The organism is Chryseobacterium formosum (genome assembly GCF_026460885.1).
Classification (GTDB): Bacteria; Bacteroidota; Bacteroidia; order Flavobacteriales; family Weeksellaceae; genus Chryseobacterium; species Chryseobacterium formosus.
On the sequence record NZ_JAOVZW010000018.1, the window covers coordinates 111,560 to 129,577 of the forward strand.

At 37.9% G+C, this 18,018-nt stretch carries 17 protein-coding genes and 1 tRNA gene; 2 read left to right on the plus strand and 16 right to left on the minus strand.

Going from position 1 to position 18,018, the window contains the following annotated elements; genetic code table 11:
* Nucleotides 1-57: 57 nt before the first annotated feature.
* From OF897_RS15065 to OF897_RS15075, 3 genes are read right to left on the minus strand one after another with little or no spacing between them, the layout of a single operon-like run.
* The gene (locus OF897_RS15065; protein WP_267266501.1) at nucleotides 58-510 is read right to left on the minus strand and encodes a hypothetical protein; all 453 of its coding nucleotides are present in this window, start codon (nucleotides 508-510) and stop codon (nucleotides 58-60) included.
* The gene (locus tag OF897_RS15070) at nucleotides 510-890 is read right to left on the minus strand and encodes a RidA family protein (protein WP_267266502.1); all 381 of its coding nucleotides are present in this window, start codon (nucleotides 888-890) and stop codon (nucleotides 510-512) included. Before OF897_RS15070 ends, OF897_RS15065 begins: the two co-directional genes overlap by 1 nt.
* A 60-nt stretch (nucleotides 891-950) precedes the next feature.
* Nucleotides 951-3,539, minus strand: a complete 2,589-nt coding sequence (locus tag OF897_RS15075) for a putative LPS assembly protein LptD (protein WP_267266503.1) — start codon at nucleotides 3,537-3,539, stop codon at nucleotides 951-953.
* 52 nt (nucleotides 3,540-3,591) lie between these two features.
* Here OF897_RS15075 and OF897_RS15080 point away from each other — a divergent pair, with 52 nt between their 5' ends.
* Both OF897_RS15080 and OF897_RS15085 read left to right on the plus strand, forming a co-directional pair.
* Entirely contained in the window at nucleotides 3,592-4,884 is a 1,293-nt protein-coding gene (locus OF897_RS15080; protein ID WP_267266504.1) for an N-acetylmuramoyl-L-alanine amidase family protein, read from the plus strand.
* 55 nt (nucleotides 4,885-4,939) lie between these two features.
* Nucleotides 4,940-5,011 (plus strand) — tRNA-Glu (locus tag OF897_RS15085).
* 148 nt (nucleotides 5,012-5,159) lie between these two features.
* Here the strand turns inward: OF897_RS15085 and OF897_RS15090 are convergent.
* From OF897_RS15090 to OF897_RS15150, 13 genes are all read right to left on the minus strand, one after another.
* Nucleotides 5,160-5,525 carry a helix-turn-helix domain-containing protein gene (locus OF897_RS15090; protein ID WP_267266505.1) on the minus strand — a complete coding sequence of 122 codons (366 nt, stop codon included), beginning with the start codon at nucleotides 5,523-5,525 and terminating at the stop codon, nucleotides 5,160-5,162.
* Nucleotides 5,526-5,622: 97 nt separating this feature from the next.
* Nucleotides 5,623-5,913 carry a hypothetical protein gene (locus tag OF897_RS15095; protein ID WP_267266506.1) on the minus strand — a complete coding sequence of 97 codons (291 nt, stop codon included), beginning with the start codon at nucleotides 5,911-5,913 and terminating at the stop codon, nucleotides 5,623-5,625.
* Nucleotides 5,914-6,073: 160 nt separating this feature from the next.
* Nucleotides 6,074-6,412 (minus strand): helix-turn-helix domain-containing protein, encoded by a 339-nt coding sequence (locus tag OF897_RS15100; RefSeq protein WP_267266507.1) that lies wholly within the window; start codon nucleotides 6,410-6,412, stop codon nucleotides 6,074-6,076.
* Nucleotides 6,413-6,472: 60 nt separating this feature from the next.
* Entirely contained in the window at nucleotides 6,473-6,901 is a 429-nt protein-coding gene (locus OF897_RS15105; RefSeq protein ID WP_267266508.1) for a transposase, read from the minus strand.
* 95 nt (nucleotides 6,902-6,996) lie between these two features.
* Nucleotides 6,997-7,782 (minus strand): hypothetical protein, encoded by a 786-nt coding sequence (locus tag OF897_RS15110; protein ID WP_267266509.1) that lies wholly within the window; start codon nucleotides 7,780-7,782, stop codon nucleotides 6,997-6,999.
* Nucleotides 7,783-8,058: 276 nt separating this feature from the next.
* The gene (locus tag OF897_RS15115; protein WP_267266510.1) at nucleotides 8,059-8,577 is read right to left on the minus strand and encodes a hypothetical protein; all 519 of its coding nucleotides are present in this window, start codon (nucleotides 8,575-8,577) and stop codon (nucleotides 8,059-8,061) included.
* A gap of 200 nt (nucleotides 8,578-8,777) precedes the next feature.
* A complete protein-coding gene (locus OF897_RS15120) occupies nucleotides 8,778-9,086 on the minus strand; it encodes a GIY-YIG nuclease family protein (RefSeq protein ID WP_267266511.1) in 309 nt (102 codons plus the stop codon).
* Nucleotides 9,087-9,478: 392 nt separating this feature from the next.
* Nucleotides 9,479-10,210 carry a DNA-binding domain-containing protein gene (locus OF897_RS15125; RefSeq protein ID WP_267266512.1) on the minus strand — a complete coding sequence of 244 codons (732 nt, stop codon included), beginning with the start codon at nucleotides 10,208-10,210 and terminating at the stop codon, nucleotides 9,479-9,481.
* Nucleotides 10,211-10,390: 180 nt separating this feature from the next.
* On the minus strand, nucleotides 10,391-11,029 hold the full coding sequence (locus OF897_RS15130) for a hypothetical protein (protein WP_267266513.1): 639 nt from the start codon (nucleotides 11,027-11,029) through the stop codon (nucleotides 10,391-10,393).
* 365 nt (nucleotides 11,030-11,394) lie between these two features.
* Entirely contained in the window at nucleotides 11,395-12,267 is an 873-nt protein-coding gene (locus OF897_RS15135) for a hypothetical protein (protein ID WP_267266514.1), read from the minus strand.
* 139 nt (nucleotides 12,268-12,406) lie between these two features.
* The gene (locus OF897_RS15140; RefSeq protein ID WP_267266515.1) at nucleotides 12,407-12,595 is read right to left on the minus strand and encodes a hypothetical protein; all 189 of its coding nucleotides are present in this window, start codon (nucleotides 12,593-12,595) and stop codon (nucleotides 12,407-12,409) included.
* A 240-nt stretch (nucleotides 12,596-12,835) separates the two neighbouring features.
* Nucleotides 12,836-16,183, minus strand: coding sequence for a hypothetical protein (locus OF897_RS15145; RefSeq protein WP_267266516.1), 3,348 nt, complete (start codon nucleotides 16,181-16,183; stop codon nucleotides 12,836-12,838).
* Between the two features lie 479 nt (nucleotides 16,184-16,662).
* Entirely contained in the window at nucleotides 16,663-17,286 is a 624-nt protein-coding gene (locus OF897_RS15150) for a hypothetical protein (protein WP_267266517.1), read from the minus strand.
* Between the last annotated feature and the right edge of the window lie 732 nt (nucleotides 17,287-18,018).

Genomic DNA, 18,018 nt, shown 5'->3' on the forward strand with positions numbered 1-18,018 from the left:
ATAAACGAAAAACGCTGCAAAATCTGCAGCGTTTTTTTATTTTCTGAAATGAATTTTTTATTTCTTATTCATTTTCTCAGCAATTCTTTTCTTTTTATTTCTTTCATAAATTACCTCAACGATTTTCCCACCCATCCAAGCAAATGGAAAAAAGACAAGGAAAATAGAAATTTTATAAAATGTAGGATGATAAGGAAGAATAATTACATCAAGCATTGCAATAAACAGCATGATGAAACCAATAAGAATTGCATAAGCTACTTTAGCATATTTTACAATCATGGCAGTAACAACACCTCCAACTGTAGTTCCCAATCCTGAAATAAACAGCAAAAAACCAAAGAAAGCATCGTTATTTTTCATGCTTTCTAAAAATCTCTGCCAATGCTCAAAAGGAGCGAATGCTTCAAAGGTAACCCACTTGGGAAATGCTCTTATGCCAAGCGTAATAATAAGCCCTGCAATCGCAAGACCCACCAAAACAGCAAATGTATTTCTTATAAAACTCATTAATCCTGATGTGCAATCATAGAAATTTCGATGTCAACATTTTTAGGAAGACAAGAAACCTGTACCGTTTCACGAGCGGGGAAACTTTCAGCATCAAGGTATGATGCATAAATATCATTCATCACCGCAAAATCATCCATACTTTTTAGGAAAATACTAGCTTTTGCAACATTTTTAAATGTCATCCCGGCTTCTGTAAGAATCGCCTCAAGATTTTTCATTACCTGATGTGTTTCTTTTTCAATACCTTCTACTAACTTACCTGTTGCAGGATCTATAGGAATTTGTCCTGAGATATACAAAACTCCGTTTGCAAGATTTGCCTGAGAATAAGGTCCGATTGCCGCAGGAGCATTTATTGTGTTGATTATTTTTTTCATGTATAGATTTATCTACTCTGGGTGCAAAGATAAAATTTAAATTGTAAAATCAGTATGACTTTAGAAAGGAGCATTAGGTTGAGTAAAACTTCTGTCTTTATATTTCAATGCATCACTTAAGATATTAGCTTTAATTCCGATAAAGAAATCATACACTTTGTACTGCCCGAAAGGAACCCAGTTGAAATTTATCGTAAAACTTCGCTGATCTCTCGAGAAACCAATTCTTGTATATGCCAATTCTTTTGAAACCATATCGTAATGCGTACTTCCGTTGATATTCCAGTAAGGAGTTAACTTAAGACTTCCATCTAAACCAATTGAAGCCATTTTTGTGGCTGTTCTCGAAAGATTTCGGGAATATTGGTAATTTGCATTCACATTTAAAGTCCAGGCTTGTTCGAAATGAGCATAATTATCATCATCGAAGAAATAATTTTCATTTCGAATTTCTCCTTTTTGAGAATATACTTTAGAGTAGTCCTTTTTCTCCCCAAATAATTCATTGCTTAAAGGATAAGAAACCTGCATATTGAAACCTTGCACACTGAATGAACCAAAATCTTCAGTTCTGATTCCTGTATCTGATCCCGGAGCAAACAAAATTTTGTACGGATCTATTGTTAAACTTGTATTAACGCTTAATTTATTATCAAAGAAAGAAGATTGTCCGTTCACAGAAATAATTGACCAAGGATGGTCTTTTGCAGCAAAATTGTAGTTTCCACTAATGTTTAAAGATTCAAACAATTTCATTTTTTTCACACCGGTAGAATCGCTTTTAGACCTTACTTTCATCTCGACGTTATTACCTATGCTGTAACTTAATGCTCCAACCATACCTGTAGAAGGTGACCCAACAATTCCCTGATCAAAAATAGAATACGGAGTTAAAGCGCCATTCGCATTATAATAATTTCGGGTGTAACCAAACTGAGAACCTCCAAAATCTGGTGAATAGGTAAAACCAATACTTGGCGTAACCATGTGTCTGATTGCCTCAATCGCAGATCCTTTTTTAAAATTCAGCATTCCATAAAGCTGAGTCTGCACACTTGCGGTAGTAGAAAAAGTACTGTAACCTGCAATCTTTTTATTGAACTGATCAACCTCAATATTGATAACCGGGTCGTAGTATTTGGTAAGTGTCTTTGTTGTTAATGCATTATCAATATTTGCTCCTAAACTAAATGTAAAATATTTTGCAAATGTAGTATTGGTTCCTAAAGCGATATTATTTTTCAAACCAGTCTGCAATTTATCCCACATTGCATCGGTAAACATCTCACCAGACTCTGTAACTACAGAATTTGTTAAATTTAAACCTGTATTTACGGTAATATTCTCCAGCAAACCAGATCTTACACCTGTTTTTGATTTAAATAAATAAAACTGATTGATGGCTACGTTCATTTGAGGCAAACGCAAACTTGCACTTCCATCTGCAAAATTCTGAGAGTATGAAGCTGTACTGGTAATCGTTGCAGGAAGCTTTAAAAATCTTTTAGTTAATGAAAGCGTTGAGTTTTGTTGTGTTCTCAAGACACTTTGATCCATAATAAAGTTATTATTAACTGTATTATTGTAAAAAGAAGTACTCGTCATATCCACAGAGGCAGAAAATGTAAGAAAAGGATTTGCTTTTGCATCCTGAGTATGTCTCCAAGCAATTCTGTACGTTCCTGTTTTTGAATAATTGCTCAAACCTTTAATTCCACGAACTGTACTTCCAATATCTGCTGAAAAGTTACCTGTGTATCTGTATTTTTTAAGATAATTTACTTCAGGCCGTAAATTCCAGCTTCCTTTTGTATAAACATCTGCAAGAACTTTAAGGTCGAAATGCTCTCCGATCGGTTGATAATAGCCAATTCCATTCAGGAAGAAACCAACATCTTCTCTTTCCCCAAAACTAGGAATCAAAATACCCGCAGATCTTTTACTTGAAAAAGGCAAGATCGCAAATGGCATTACTAAAGGTGTGGGAACATCTTCAATATACATTTGAGCTGGGCCAACAATTAAAGTTGAACTCTCCTTCCCTTTCTGCATTTTAATATAAGATGCCAAAAGGTGATAATCGGGTCTTGTATCTTTTTTGGAGATGTAATAAGTATCTGTTGTAAATTCTGCGTGACGCATCACAAAAACAGAATCGTTGTATTTTTTGGTTTTATCAGCTACAATTAAACCTTCGCTTTCTTCAGTTCTTGCATTGTAAGCAATGGCTTCTCTAGTTTTTGTATTATAACTAAAGCTTTCTACTTCATACTTTTTTCCACCCTGATTTACCTGAGCCCACTCAAATACTTTGCCTAAAGAATCTAGCTTTCCGCGGGCAAAAAATATGTTTCGCTCTTCGTCAATTGATATATAATCTGCATCAATCTGCATATCCTGATATTTTACCTGAGCATTTTTGTTCAGATAAATCATTTTTTTCGGGACATCTCTACGAATATCATCAGCTTTGTAGTCTAAAACATCCTCAAGAGATTCTTTTGCTGCAACTGTGGTATCCTTTTTGGAAATGGTATCATTAATTATCGTAGCTTTAATTGGTCTTTTAGGACTTTCCTGTGCTAAAAAACTGTTAAAAATTAGGATAATTAAAATTTGTAATATATTTTTGAAGACGGTTTTGTCCAATTTTATTTTGTATAATTTGGCTCAAAATTAATATAATTTTTAAAACTGTAAGATGTACAAACTAAATTTTAAAACAATTTTAGCATTTCTCCTCATATTCTCTTCCACATTTATCTTAGCTCAGAAAAAATTCACGGTCGTTTTGGACGCAGGACATGGGGGAAGTGACAACGGAGCCAACCGAAATTATCCGGATCTAGGTCTTGTTCAGGAAAAGTATGTTACCTTGGGAATTGTTCTTAAATTGGGAGCAATGCTTGAAAAAAATAAAGATTTTAAAGTAATTTACACCAGAAAGATTGATGAATATCCTTCATTAACCGACAGAACGAATACTGCAAACAGAAGTAAAGCAGATTTATTTATTTCAGTGCACGTTAATTCTTCGCCAAGCAGGTCTGCAACAGCAAGAGGTACGGAAACTTTTGTACAGGGACCTGCTCAAAACAGAGAAAATCTTGAAGTGGCAAAACAGGAAAACAGCGTAATTTATCTTGATGAAAAAGATAAAGAAACCTTTGCTTCGTACGACGCCTCTTCTCCCGAATCTTTAATTGCATTAAAACTTCAGCAAAGTAAATACCTCGAAAACAGCTTAATCGTTGGAAGTTTCGTAGAAGGAAATTTCGAAAAAAGCGGTCGTTTTTCAAGAGGTGTAAAGCAGGAAAACCTTCACATTTTAAGAAGAAGTGCGATGCCATCAATTCTTATCGAGACAGGCTTTGTAAATAATTATGATGATGCAGCTTTCTTAAATTCAGAAAAAGGTCAGGAAGAGACTGCCGAAAATATTTACAAAGCCATTATTGACTATAAAAAAGCAGTTGACAGAAAATCTGGAACTCCTCAAATAGTTAAAAAACCTGAGCCTGAAAAACCTGCAGAAGTTGCATTGAAGAACGATTTCAGAATTTTATTGATGACAATGCCTGTAAAATACAACGATGGAGATCCTGAATTGAGAGGTTTAAACTATATTTTACCAATCAAAGAAAACGGATTGTACAAATATTATTACGGAGTTACCAACATGGCTTCTGTAAAAGATATTAACTTAAAAACTGCCAAAGATGCAGGTTTCAGAAATTCTTATGCGGTAGGATTTATGCCAAATCAAAAACTGAGCATCGGATATTATAATATTGAAGTGTATGTAGGAAAAGATAAATTGAGCGCCAATTCGTTTATTCTTCAGACATTAAAAGATGTAGAAAGAAACAAATCAAACGGAATGTTCTACTACACCTACGGAAAAGTTTACACCTTGGAAGATGCCGTAAAGCTTCAGAAAGAGTTGGAAGGCAAGGGAATAAAAAATACAGTTATTCAGAAGAATTTTAAATAACCTTTGTGATTTTGAAGTTTAAAAGTTTATCAATACTTTTGCGACCTCAAAATTTGGTCTATTCGTCTAGTGGTTAGGACTCAAGGTTTTCATCCTTGCAACAGGAGTTCGATTCTCCTATAGACTACAAAATGGAATTGAACTACATTAAAAAAAGCTCTATTAATAGGGCTTTTTCCGTTTCTATACTTTAATTTAGTTGACATCATTTTATATTAATTCATACAATTTTGTCCCCTATTTGTCTCTGATAATATTGCAGTAAGCTACAAGGATCACAAGTTTATCTTTTTATACTGTCGTGGAGTTTTACCTGTCCATTTTTTAAAGAATTTGGAGAAATTAGAAGGGTCGTAGGTAAGGTTTTTGGCAACAGCTGCAGGTCTCATATTCTGATCCGTCAGCATTTTTTTTGCTTCTTCCAATATTTTTGTTTCATAAAAATAGCGCGGTGATTTTCCTGTATGTGTTTTTACAATATCTATGAGATGTTGATGAGATATTGCAATTTCAGTGGAGATTTTTTTTAATGTTAAAAACTTTTGAGAGCTTCCATCCACCACATTCTTCAAATGATTGTCTAAAAATGAGAAATACTTACCAATAATTTCTTCGCTTCTCAAATTATTTATTTTGCTCATTGGTGTTTTTAATTTAATAATACATTTATTCAAAATTTAAAAGATCAAAGTCTTCTAAACTCTTTATAATCGATATTTAGTGAATCCTCAAAGAGATTTAATTAAAAAAAGAAACTTCTTTATATTCCGGATTTTGACCCTCCATATAAAAAATGCTTTTTACTTCCCTCCAAAGAAAATATTTATTGGTACAAATATCTACCACCACATCATCATCAAAAATGAATAGTATTTCATCTTTATAAGGACTTAAATGAAACTTCCTATAAAACCAAACTCCATCATCTGATTTTTTAGAAGGTGTTCCAAAAACTATTTGTATTTCAGTTTTAGATTTACCCAGATTTTCATTAATCAGTTTTTTGAGTTTCTGTATGTCTTTAGTCATTGTTATTGTACGGTATGGATATATTTTAGAGGCTTATCTTTCCTGACTTGTTCATTTCATCTACTATTAAATCATCCTCTTTTTAGCTGAAAAAAAATCCTCCTTTGCATTGCTGATATTGTGGGGAATACAATACAAATCCCTATAAAGAATCAGTTTTTTAGTTCTCAAGAGTTTTATACAGTCTTCTCCATTTGCTCACTGTATTTCTGCTCAGTTTAAAATGATTGGCAAGCTGAGCATTGTTGAGCTTCTCTTTGTTTTGATATGCCAAAATCTGAAGGATAGCTTCCTGATCATAAGACCTATGCTTTTGATTGAAGGTGAGTGTATCTCTATCTTTTAATCCGAATATTTTATTATTTAGCTCAATCACATTCATAATCGAAAGGTTTTCTTTTTGTAAAAGATTGCTAAATTCTTCTCTTCGCTCCGGACATTTTTCAGCAATGATATCTTCGAATATTTTTTTATAATTGGGTTGTTTTAATTCTTTCATAATGTGTTTTTCAATGTTAGGGTGATTATTGGTGAAATTTCGGTTTGGGTTATGAGTGAATTACTCAATTCCATCTGTATTGTATTTTGAAAACCATTTGTATAAAGTGGTTTTAGGGATATGATAGGTATTAATGACTTCTTGCCGAGTCTTTTCCCCCGAGTTTATTTGGTTGAGGATAAACTCAATAATTTCTTTGGTATAAATGTTTTTCCTGAACTGAGGTAAGGAGGTCTTATCGCTTTTTACAGTCTCTTTTGCAGTAGAAGAAAACAATAAAATGTGTTGTGAATAAATTCTGAAAAAATCATAATGCAATAACTTGCTCCATTTAAGAAGTTGTTGAGAGTCTATACTTTCTAACTTATATGTTTCTATAATATCCTTTTCAGAGCATTTCAAAAAATTACATGCCCTTATCATATCAACCTGGGTTTCCTTCACTCTTTTTTCAATGATCTCACCGATATGTATCCTTTTAAAATTCATCACTGTGTTATTTTATATTTAATTTTCTGTAACGTGCCTTTTCAATCATATTTTCACCTGATTGATTAATTATTGTTTTCTACTAAAAGATTATTCTACTGGAGCACCGGCGCTGTATTCCCTGCCTTGCATGTGGAAACCGAAAAATTATCAAACAGATAATACGCTCCGTTTGATGCAGCTAAACTTGTTCCTCCGGGTCTGAACTGTCCTACAGTCATGTATTGTTCTCCTCCTACCGAAGTGTAGCTTAGGGTTACTTTTACCCAATTGTTACGGGATACTGCTCCGTAAACATCTGTATTGGTATTGGGAATTAATGCTCTGCCGATTCCAAAATCATTTCTAATGGAATTGTATCTCGGGTTTCCGCCACCGCCGTTCCCTGTGTTTGTAGCAGCAGGAACCGCCGCAGAAAAAACCAATCCTAAATATCCCTGCTCTGCAGCCGGTAAATCAGTAAGGTTAACTCCCGCAGGAGTAAAACTTGTAGGTGCTGCACCATATAGATGATTGGTGTAGAAGGAAAATGAATAAGTAGTACCACTTACCAAAGGAGTTGAAAACTGCGCCGTAAAATATTCTTTGTAATCAGTAAAGGTACTGTTGAACTCTGCATAAATTCCGGCAAACCCGACTCCGCTCTGAGGCAAGATAGGTGTTGGGTAAGAAGACAGATTAAATACTCCGCAAGAGTTATAGTAATCCGGAGTTCCTGCCATCGCTCCCAAAGAAGACACCCAGCTTTGAACATTACCGGCAAACCTTGATTGCTGCGTTGGACAGGTGGTGTATAATTCAATATCAGGATTGGGGATGCTTTGTGCCGAAACCCCTACACTCATCAACGTAAGTAATGATAAAATGTTGATTTTATTCATTCTTTTACTTAGGTATTGTTTAATAGTATTTTTCATCAACTTTTAAATAATTAATTGAAACTATTGTTAGCCCGTTTTGTATTTTGAGAAGTTTCCGTCACTTCGAGTAGATTTTTAAAGAAAATCGTATCGAGAAGCTTGTAATTGCAAGAATAAACCCTATTCTCGATACATTTTTTCTCCACTTTGTTACGAAAAAACACTCGAATTGACGAATCTCCATTTAAAACTTCGCAAAATGCATCACGGATATTATATATTAATAAGCATGAAGATTTATGGTTTCCAAAACGACCAAACGGTACCGTTGTAAACCGCAATCTGTTTTTTTGTAAGATCATAAACCATCATTCCGGAAGCAGGATTAATGATGTTGAGATGCGGACTTGCCACTCTTGGTAAAATCATTGCCTTATCGCTATCAGACAAAACCAGTACTCCCGCTGTACCATCTGTAGCACCGTTGGTTCCTATTGCAGATTTTGCTGCTGTGTTTTCGGTTTTTGTAGTTTGTATAGCTATACTTGCTGCGCCTGTTGCGTCTACAGACATATCAAACCAACTGTTGTCTTTCAGGTATTTTACCTTATAATCGGTAACATCGTAAATGATGGTACCATTTTCTGTGATAGACGATTTATTTTCTACGTAAGGCAATATCATCCCTTTGTTTTCTGTGTCGGCGAATTCCAGAGAGACTGAGGTATTAGATACAGCTGGTTTTCCTATTGCGACTTGTGATTTTGCTGCAGTTGCTGTGATTAGCATGGCAAGGATTAGGAAGGTATTTTTCATAGTGTGTATTTTAATTTTTTCACTCCTTATACGGGAGATTGTTGTTTTTGTTTGTTATGTTGAGCAGAGTGTAACGACATCGAAACATTTCTGCGGCTTTTATATGAACTTCTTCTCTTCGTGGAGATTCTTCGACCTCGTTTCAGAACTCCGTTCGTTGACCTTCAGTCAATGCTCAGAATGACAGTGTCTCATAATTCTTATATCTCATCATTTAAAGATTTCCATTCGGGATTAAAAGCATTAATCAATTTTTCTTTCTTTTCCCTTTTCCAACCTTTCAGCTGTTTTTCTCTGTTAATCGCTACTTCCACATCTTGAAAGTGTTCATAGTAGATGAGATAAAAACTTTTATACTTCTGCGAGAAATGCAAATCATGAGCTTCCGGATTCCGATGCCAAAACAGCCTTTCTTTTAAGTTGTTTGTAATCCCTATGTACAAAACAGTTTTGATTTTGTTTGTCAGGATGTATACATAATAATTATGCGTTCCTTTTGTTTTGTACATTTTAGTTTTACTTAAACTGTTATTGATTTGTCATGTTGAGCAAAGCAGCAACGTCGAAACATCTCTTTATCTTTTATAAGAACTTCTATGCTTCGAGAGATTCTTCGACTCCGTTGCACTTCGCTCAGAATGACATTAGTTCGCTTTAATTTACGGCGGTTTGTCATGTTGAGCAGAGCGTAGCGGCGTCGAAACATCTCTGCAGTCTTTGTATGAGCGTCTTCTCTTTATTTTTATGAACTTCTATGCTTCGAGAGATTCTTCGACTTCGCGCTGCTTCGATCAGAATGACAGAATCTCTCTTTTAGAATCATCGTCTCTCACCGTTCGGGTGAAGACTCTCTTACCGCTCGGGTGAGGGGGTCTCACTCGGGCGGTGAGAGCATCTCTTCCTATTGTACTGTTAGTACCTTATCAAATTCTGCTGTTCTAGGGTCTTTTAAAAGCTTACTTGCAGAATATTGCGTTACCACCTCAAGCTTGTAAGTTCCGGCAGACAAAGCAGGAATAATCACGATTAGCTCCGAAGGATTGTTCACTACTACCTCGCTTTCTTCTACCTGAGTACGATCATTAGTATCTGTATTGATAAAGAATATCCCGTTTGCTGCGGCATCTCCTGCTACTTTAATTTTGCTTCCAGATACTTTCAGATTTCGTCCCGGTGTAAGTATATCGTTGATGGTACCACTTTTCACATCTTTTACCTGTAAGATGGCTGATGAAGCATCTGCCACACCCAGAATATTAATTTCTATATTTGGGATTTCTGCTCTCAGCTTTTCTCCCTGGTTGAACTGGAAAAGAATGCTGTGCTTGGTGCTGTTGAAAGTCTCAGACGGACTGTCAAATACCCCACGGATCTGAGTTCCTGCCGTGAAATATCCCGTGTTTACCGAATAACCGTCGCATAGTTGATACGCCATTTCCTTAAGAAAAAGCTCTGTAGCATGCTCCATGGCACCGGCAGAAACATCTGCTCCTCCTCTATTTGCTGCTGATTCACAGATTTGTTTTACGGATAATGAACGCTCACTCACAGTACGTGCGATGAAATCGTTCGGGTTGTCTTTGGTTAAAAAGTTATCGTATAGATACGCTTTGATTTTGTGTAAGATTGGCATTTGTGTATGTATTTAATTGTTAATTTTTTGTTTTCGTTTGTCATGTTGAGCAAAGCGTAGCGACGTCGAAACATCTCTGCAGTCTTTGTAAGAACTTCTTCTCTTTGAGAGATTCTTCGACTTCGCTCAGAATGACAATACCATGTCTGCCGAAGTCGATCTCTCTCTCTTTTATTATTTTTAGCTTCCGTTGCCACTAAGCGCCGGAGCAGTTGTACCCGCTTTACAAGTGGTAACAATCGATGTACTACAAATTGCCAGCAAAGCACCAGAGGTACCACCACCACCATTCATCGTTAGTGTTGTAAAAGGTGCAGGAGCATGTATGCGGAAGCGACCACCACCACCATAAGGAGGAAGAGTTCCTGTCCCGGTTATAGTATTCCCGCTGATTGAAGTACTGCAGCTATTGAGTGCAGTTATAGAGATTGTCCCCCCATTGGATACAAAACGGAAATTTTCACCAGCCTCTGTAGCAGATATTAAAACCACAATATCATTAACGGGATAAGAAAAGGTAAGTGCCGTTTGCCATGTAGCACTTCCACCAGAACTACTTCCTACCAAAAGACTGTTATTGGAAAATGAATCTACACCGCAACTTGAGTATGTAGCAGCAAATGTTGATACAAATCCTGTAGAAGCAGATGTTACTGTGATCCCATTAACACTAAATGTGCCATTGGGAGGTATGTTTGCTGTACCTCCACATGCCTGTGCTTTTACCATACCGGCACCGGCAAACAGCATTGCCCCCAAAGCCAATATCTTGACTGACGCAAAGGTTTTTCTTATTAAATTATTTTTTATTTTATTCATCTTATTTGTTGTTATTTTTTTATTAAAGATGTTTCTGCAGGTCAGCATGACTGCGCTCTATTCTGAGATCCTTCGGCAGGCTCAGGATGACAGTGCTATACTCATAATGACAGACTTTTGTCATGTTGAGCACAGATGAGGTACAAGCACAGCTTGTAACGAAATCTTCGAACGTAGTTCTGTAGCGACGTCGAAACATCTCTGCGACTTTATAAGAACATCTTCTCTTTTTGAGATCCTTCGGCTGCGCTCAGGATGACAGTGCGCAAGCTTAGGATAAGAATACTTTGTTAATAGATTCTTCGGCGAGCTCAGAATGGCAGTGAATATGCCATTCTGAGCGTTTGCCCAAGCATATTTTTATTTTAATTAATACTAGGTCCCGTAGATAAGCAACAATTGATTGTTACGGTTACTGCATTACTTACAGGGCTATAGCAATTATTGGTACTGTCGTAATAAAAAGCATAGTATGTACCTGCCGTACCTACAGCAGCAGGAGTGGAAACAGCTGTACCGGCATGTGTATTATTATTAAACCATACCAAGCTCGATCCCGAAGGTACGGTTGCTGTATGCAGACTGTTAAGATTCACTGTAGTAGTAGTAGTAGTAGGACACGTATTGCTAAGCGCAGTACCGGTAAGTGGTGGTGCAGTATATCCTGCGCTACACTCTAAAGAAGTAGTAGAAACAGGACAGAAACTGTTAACATTTGCTGCTGTTTTAGACCATGCTCTGCGAGTTATCATAGCAGCCGGGTTATATAGAAAATCATACATCAACTGAGCCAGATTAATGTTTGCCTGACTATTATCTCGAATAGCTGTTGATGATGGTGTTAATCCTGTCAGAGAACCTTGCACTTCTCCACTGAGATAGGCGAAACCATTGATTCCCGCTGCTTTTGCATTAACATCTCCCGGATAAGAGGGAGCAATAAAATCTGAAGCTGGAGTTCCGCATGTTGCAGCGCTTATAGGTTTTACATATGAGAATACAACAGATTCACGTGGTATACCGGAAAATGAATAAGCAGAACCCGTGGTGGCAACAGAAGTAGCTGAGGCATTTAGATTCAACGGACCGCCATTGTTATGATAAGCTCTTACAGGATTGGGAAAAGAGGTTGCATCCCATGTACTTACAATAGTTACTCCTGATTGTATCAAAAGCTTTTCGCCAATATATTTATTGACTTCTGTTCCACTGGCGCTGTCAATGAATACACGCTCCATACTCCCTATCAATATGCCGCCCTGCTTTACGTATGCCACCAGCGCATCTGCCTGTGCCTGTGAAATGATACGTGAAACCGCAAAATCATTTATAAAAATAGCCTGTATATTTGCATAAGCACTTACCGAAGTAGCCAGGTTAGATGCTATTATTCGGAGCAGTATCTGTAGTCCGTACGACTCCGTTCATAGTTACATCTCCAAATATACTAGTCAATGTGCTTACATCAACAGGAGTAGCACCAGTACCACTCCCTCCAAATGCAAGCATATTCAGGTTTTGCTGTCCTTTTGCAGTAACTGCAGTAAATAACAGTAAAACTCCCAAAGCCAATATCTTAAACGATGCAAGGGCTTTCCTTATTAAATTACTATATGTTTTATTCATCTTATTCGTTGTTATTTTTTATTAAAAGATGCTTCGGCAACCATCATGTTCTGAGATCCTTCGACTGTTTCGCTTCGCAGAACTACGTTCGCAAACTTCGTTACAAGCTGTGCTTGCTTCTCATTTGCGCTCAGGCTGACAGAGTGCCATACTGAGCGCTTGCCGAAGCATCTTATTTATTTAGTCCGGGCAGGTTTGTGTGGTTACACAATGCCATGCCATCGCAGTATCACCAGCTTTTAATGTATATATTTTCAGACACTTATTTGTAGCATCATATACCATCATCCCTTCTACAAAGTTTGCCGGTGCAACTCCTACCGGGTTTCCTCCTGAGAATGCTACACGGTTTGGTACAAATCCTTTTGTTTTAGATTCAAGAGCAATCCAGCCTCCTTTTCTTGCCATTGGCCAGTTATCATTGTCTGTTGCGCCAGCTCTTCCAAGAGATGTAATTCCTACCTTGGTATCAAGGGTTGTACCTGTGGTTACACCAGGTTTGTAGCAAGCTGTATTACACTGGCTGTCTACTCCTACTAATACCGGCGTACCTGCCTGAGAATAGCAATTAAGAGCAGGGTCATAGAAGAACGGCCAATAAAGACCGCTGCCTATAGCTGTAGGATTGTTCACTTGTGATCCTGGTAATCTGCCACTTGTAGAATACCACACCAGCTGCGTTCCTGCTGGTACAGCGCTGTGTGACAATGCTGCAAGATCTACCGTAGGATAGTTACAACAACTGTTACCTACTACAGTTGCTTTACTTCCCGGGCTGTAGCAATTGCCTACAGAATCATAATAATAAGCCCAATAGTTGGTAGGTGTAGATGTTGCATTTACCGTAGTGCTGCTAAGCAAGGTAGATGCAGACGGCGTTGCAGAGTTGTGCCATTGCAGCACAGATCCTGTAGGGGCTGCTGCCACAGTAATTGAAGTAAGGCTTACCTGTTGAGGTATTGCTGCCGTACAAGCTGAGCATACTACTGCCAAAACATTGACCGGAGATGATGCCGGAGAATAGCAATTGCTTGAAGAGTTAAAGTAGAATGCATAATACGTACCCGCTCCCACCGCTGTAGGATTGGTTACCATATTGGTACGGGATGCATCTGTGTACCATATCAACGTAGAGTTAGCAGGTACAGCTCCTGTATGCGCCTGAGTATTAAGGTTGGCAGTGCCTGCAGGACATTGCGTTGTAGTAAAGGTATTTACCGTTGGCGCTGTAGTTGCACCAGCGCAAGGCGTTACATTTACCTGTACAGTTGCAGAAGGCGTGCTACAAGCCGCATTTGTTGCAACCATGTAATAATATCTTGTTCCTGCAATATTGGTAGGCGGAGTATAAGTAGTAGAAGTTGCACCCGAAATCAATGTACCGGTAGTGTTATCATTAGCCGTATTGCTGTACCATTGATAAGAGGTAGCCCCCGTCGCCGAACCGGTAAGATTGGTTGGCGTTGCATTGTATGCTACGGTCTGTGTAGCAGGAGTTACTGTAACTGCAGAAGGTGCAGCCGTAACGTTAATTGTAGTCTGAGCTGTGCTGGTACATGTTCCCGTTGTAATTGTCCAGTCGAAAGTGTAGGCTCCTGTATTCACAAGATTGGTTACTCCACTGTTGTATTGAGCCGGATTTGTAATTACCGGATCTGGTGCACCAGCAGGTTTGGAAGCGATTGTCCATAATCCTGTGCTTCCTCCTGTTCCCGGATTGTTTCCGTTAAGAGTGGCTGTGGTAATACATGAAATACTTTGAGCTGATCCTGCATTTGCCCCCACTTGTCCAGATACAAAAACAGAGAATGTATCTTCAAGTGAAGTTCCTGAACATGCATATTCTGAATCTATCATTTTTTGTGCACCACTACCGCTGGTAGCCTTTATTTTGAAAACATATTCTCCCGCTTTGTCAAGGTTACTGATGATTGTTGACGTACTTGTGAATGATCTAGAGGCTGTACCCTGATATGTTGTTACAGATGCCCCTGCAGGACTTGAAACCAAAGTGAAATCATATCGTCCGCTAAACTCTTGAAAATAGGTTGTTGTCTGATAAACTGCAGGTAATGGCACTGTTGCTGTTACTACCCCCGAACCAGAATAACATACCGTAATATTGTTTACATTAACAGCAGGACGGGCACCATCTGAGATATGCGCATAAAAAGTATGTTGTCTCGTACAACCTCCTGCTGCGGTAAGCGTAATCGCTATTTTATACGTTCCTGCTCGCCATCCTCCTGATGGTGGTGTAAGGGTTACACTTCTATTGGCAGTTCCTGCACCACTCTGTACAAATGTAGGTGATCCTCCTGCAGGCCCCGGTGTCCCGTTTGATATGGCGTCTGCAATGGTAGGCGGATCTGCCGCATTAATTTTATAATAAAAAGTAATGGGAGTAGAAGTGCCTACCATACCACAATATACTGCTCCTCCTGTATTACCGAAACTGTACAATTCTGTCTGATCAGGATGTGCCGCATCTAAGAAAGTTAAAGCACTGGGCGTGGTACCATTAAATCTATAGGTAAGTCTGGTAGTAGAACTTCCTGTGATGTTTGAAATGGTAAGATCGAATACATAATCGCCTATAGCTGTAATTCCTGAAAAGTGAAGTCTACCGTTCGATATACGAGAATATTGAATATTCCCCCCAGGCGGCTGGCTTATTGCTGTCATAGCCACTGTTGTACCAGCAGCAATAGTTCCCGATGAGTTGGCAGTTGTTGTTGCCAATTTTGGTGAAGCACTAATAGGATCAATATAAAACCCATCGCCCGTAGTACCAGGAGCAACACATTGAGTATTAATAGAATTCCAAAGCATATTAGGATTAGGAATAAACCTAACGATTGCATCATCCTCATACCAACAACTCGAGTTTACATTAGAAGTAATTCTTACAATGACACGGTAAGAAGGATCTATGGTATGATTTGCTGTGTTGGTAAGCGTTAATGTAGTACTTGCCGTTGTCGTACTGGTAAGCGCAGCATTGGTTGGATTCATTGCTCCTGAGAAGGTTTCAAAATCATACATGTTATAAAACCTCCATGAAGGGGTGTATCCATCTGGTATCGTAGCATTAAGAGTCGCTACTCCTGTAGTTGCAGGTATTCCTGTAATATCGGGTCCTGCGGTAAAGCCTGTAGTTGCACCTGGTGACGTAATCGTTACCTGAGAAGTTCCTGATCCGGAAGGACTACAGTTCTGAGCCACTTGAAAAACATAGTTCCCGGGAAAGGTCATCCCTGTGACAGTGGGTGTCAGAATATTAGGATTGCTGAATACCGGGTCTGGTGCACCGGCAGGCTTAGTCACGATGGTCCAGGTCGGTGTTCCGGTTGGAGTTCCGATTGTTGTTCCCTGTAGTGTATAAGAAGTTCCACATATAGCAGCGTTACCTCCGGCATTCACACTACACTGTCCGTAGAGTACTAAATTACCCAGAAACAGCAATAGGACAAAAAAGAGACTTCTTGTCTGTTTCATTGTTGATTTTGTTTTCGTTTGTTTCATCATTCTTGTGTTTTTAATTTTTTTAATCTCATACTGTTTTCTCTATGCTGAAAAGGCGAGCAGTATTCAATAAGTGATTTGAGCATCGGGGGATCATGGGAGCAATCTCTAGGACTCATCTCCCCGTACATGTGTAAATTTCTTTTTTTCATCTTCGAAATTTCTTTTTGTGGTTAATAATCATTTGTCTCAGTTTCTGTAGGTGTTTTTCCGATCTTATAAAGCGTAGCCTTTATGTAGCTGTTGTCTATAAGAAAGTCGTCGTTTTGTGTTTTAAAACTTATTTTAAATCATTTGTGTTGGTGGGTGGTTTCCCCGCTTTTTACAGCGGAGATACACCAAACCACATCTATCGAAAAAACTGTTTTTCAAGTCTTCCGACATATTGTTTTTTAACTAACTATTTATTCTAAAACAGTGAATATTATCTGAATTTGCATAAGAAATTCATAGGGTAATTGTGCCCTTTGCGCATGACTGCTTTAGCTTAGATTAAATGGAGGAGGACGCGAAAAACTATGCGCATGCATCGTATTTCGCGTAAAAGAAAATGCGTATTTGTGTGTCGCAATGATTTTGCTTAGATGTGCCAAGGAAACAGTACTGTTATAATGTACTGTAATGGCTTTGAAAGAATGATTAAATGCAAGAGTTCCCACTCCACATTGCTGCTTTGAAACCTCAAAAGAACTTTTTGATTGGTGAGAATAGAGATGAGCAGTAGCTTCAGGGCTGCTCTCTTTATGTTGTGCTTTTACCTTTTGAGTAATCTTCTCTACAGCAGTACCGCTTATGTTCTTTTTGGTAGCAGCTTTTTGAAAGCTTCTCTCTTTTGTAAAATGTTTAACTTCTACCTTTTGAGACATGCTATCTAGCCCAAATATTACGGTACCTTCCGCTATATGGATAGCATTATTTTCAACCTGATCCGTTTGAGCTGTTTCAACAACAGAATTGGCATGAACAAAAGTTTCTGAAGATGGGTTTTCTGAAGCAAAGAGAGAAACTGAAGTAAAAATGAAAAGCAAGTAAAAAAAAGAACCCAATCTCCACATGATACCTTGAAGCATCAAGTTTTGGAAAATTAGGTTCGTGTTCTTTTTCATCAGTTTGTTTTTGTTTCAGTTTTTAGTTCCATAAGAAAGAGGAGGGAATGTTCTCTTATGAAGACGAAGCAATATTACACTGATCCTATTAATGAAAAAAAAGAACGGTATCAGCAATTCTGTAATTCTGATAAGATAAATTGTTTTACAAATAAACTATATTGATTTTCAATACATTAATTTTAACCAACAAAATCACAACATGATCATAAAAGCATAATTATCCATCATTTCAACCCTTAAAATAGGGTAAATTGATGGCTCATTATATTGTAATAATCTGTATAAAAAGTGTATTTCCTTTGAATATTGAACGAAAAGCCTTTTACGCTACACTAAATAAGTTACTCATTTGTAAATCAATTATTTGATGTGATTATGTGGAGGTTTTTGTTTGGGGGAAGGTTTTTTTGGTCAAAAAGGAGGAACCGTTATTTGCTATAGCTAAATCTACTATTTCTGAGCGGTGTACTGTCATTCTGAGCGCAAATGAAGAACAAGCATGGCTTGTAATAAAGTTTGCGAATAGCTCTCGAAGGATCTCATGAAGCATGGATGCAGAAGAGATGTTTCGACGGCGCTGCGCTTTGCTCAACATGACAAGCGGGACTTTATTCAAAGGTGGACTTTTTCATCGTAAGCTTTACACTGTCATTCTGAGCATTGACTGAAGGTCAACGAATGGAGTTCTGAAACGTAGTCGAAGAAACCTAACGAAGTGGTTCGACGAAG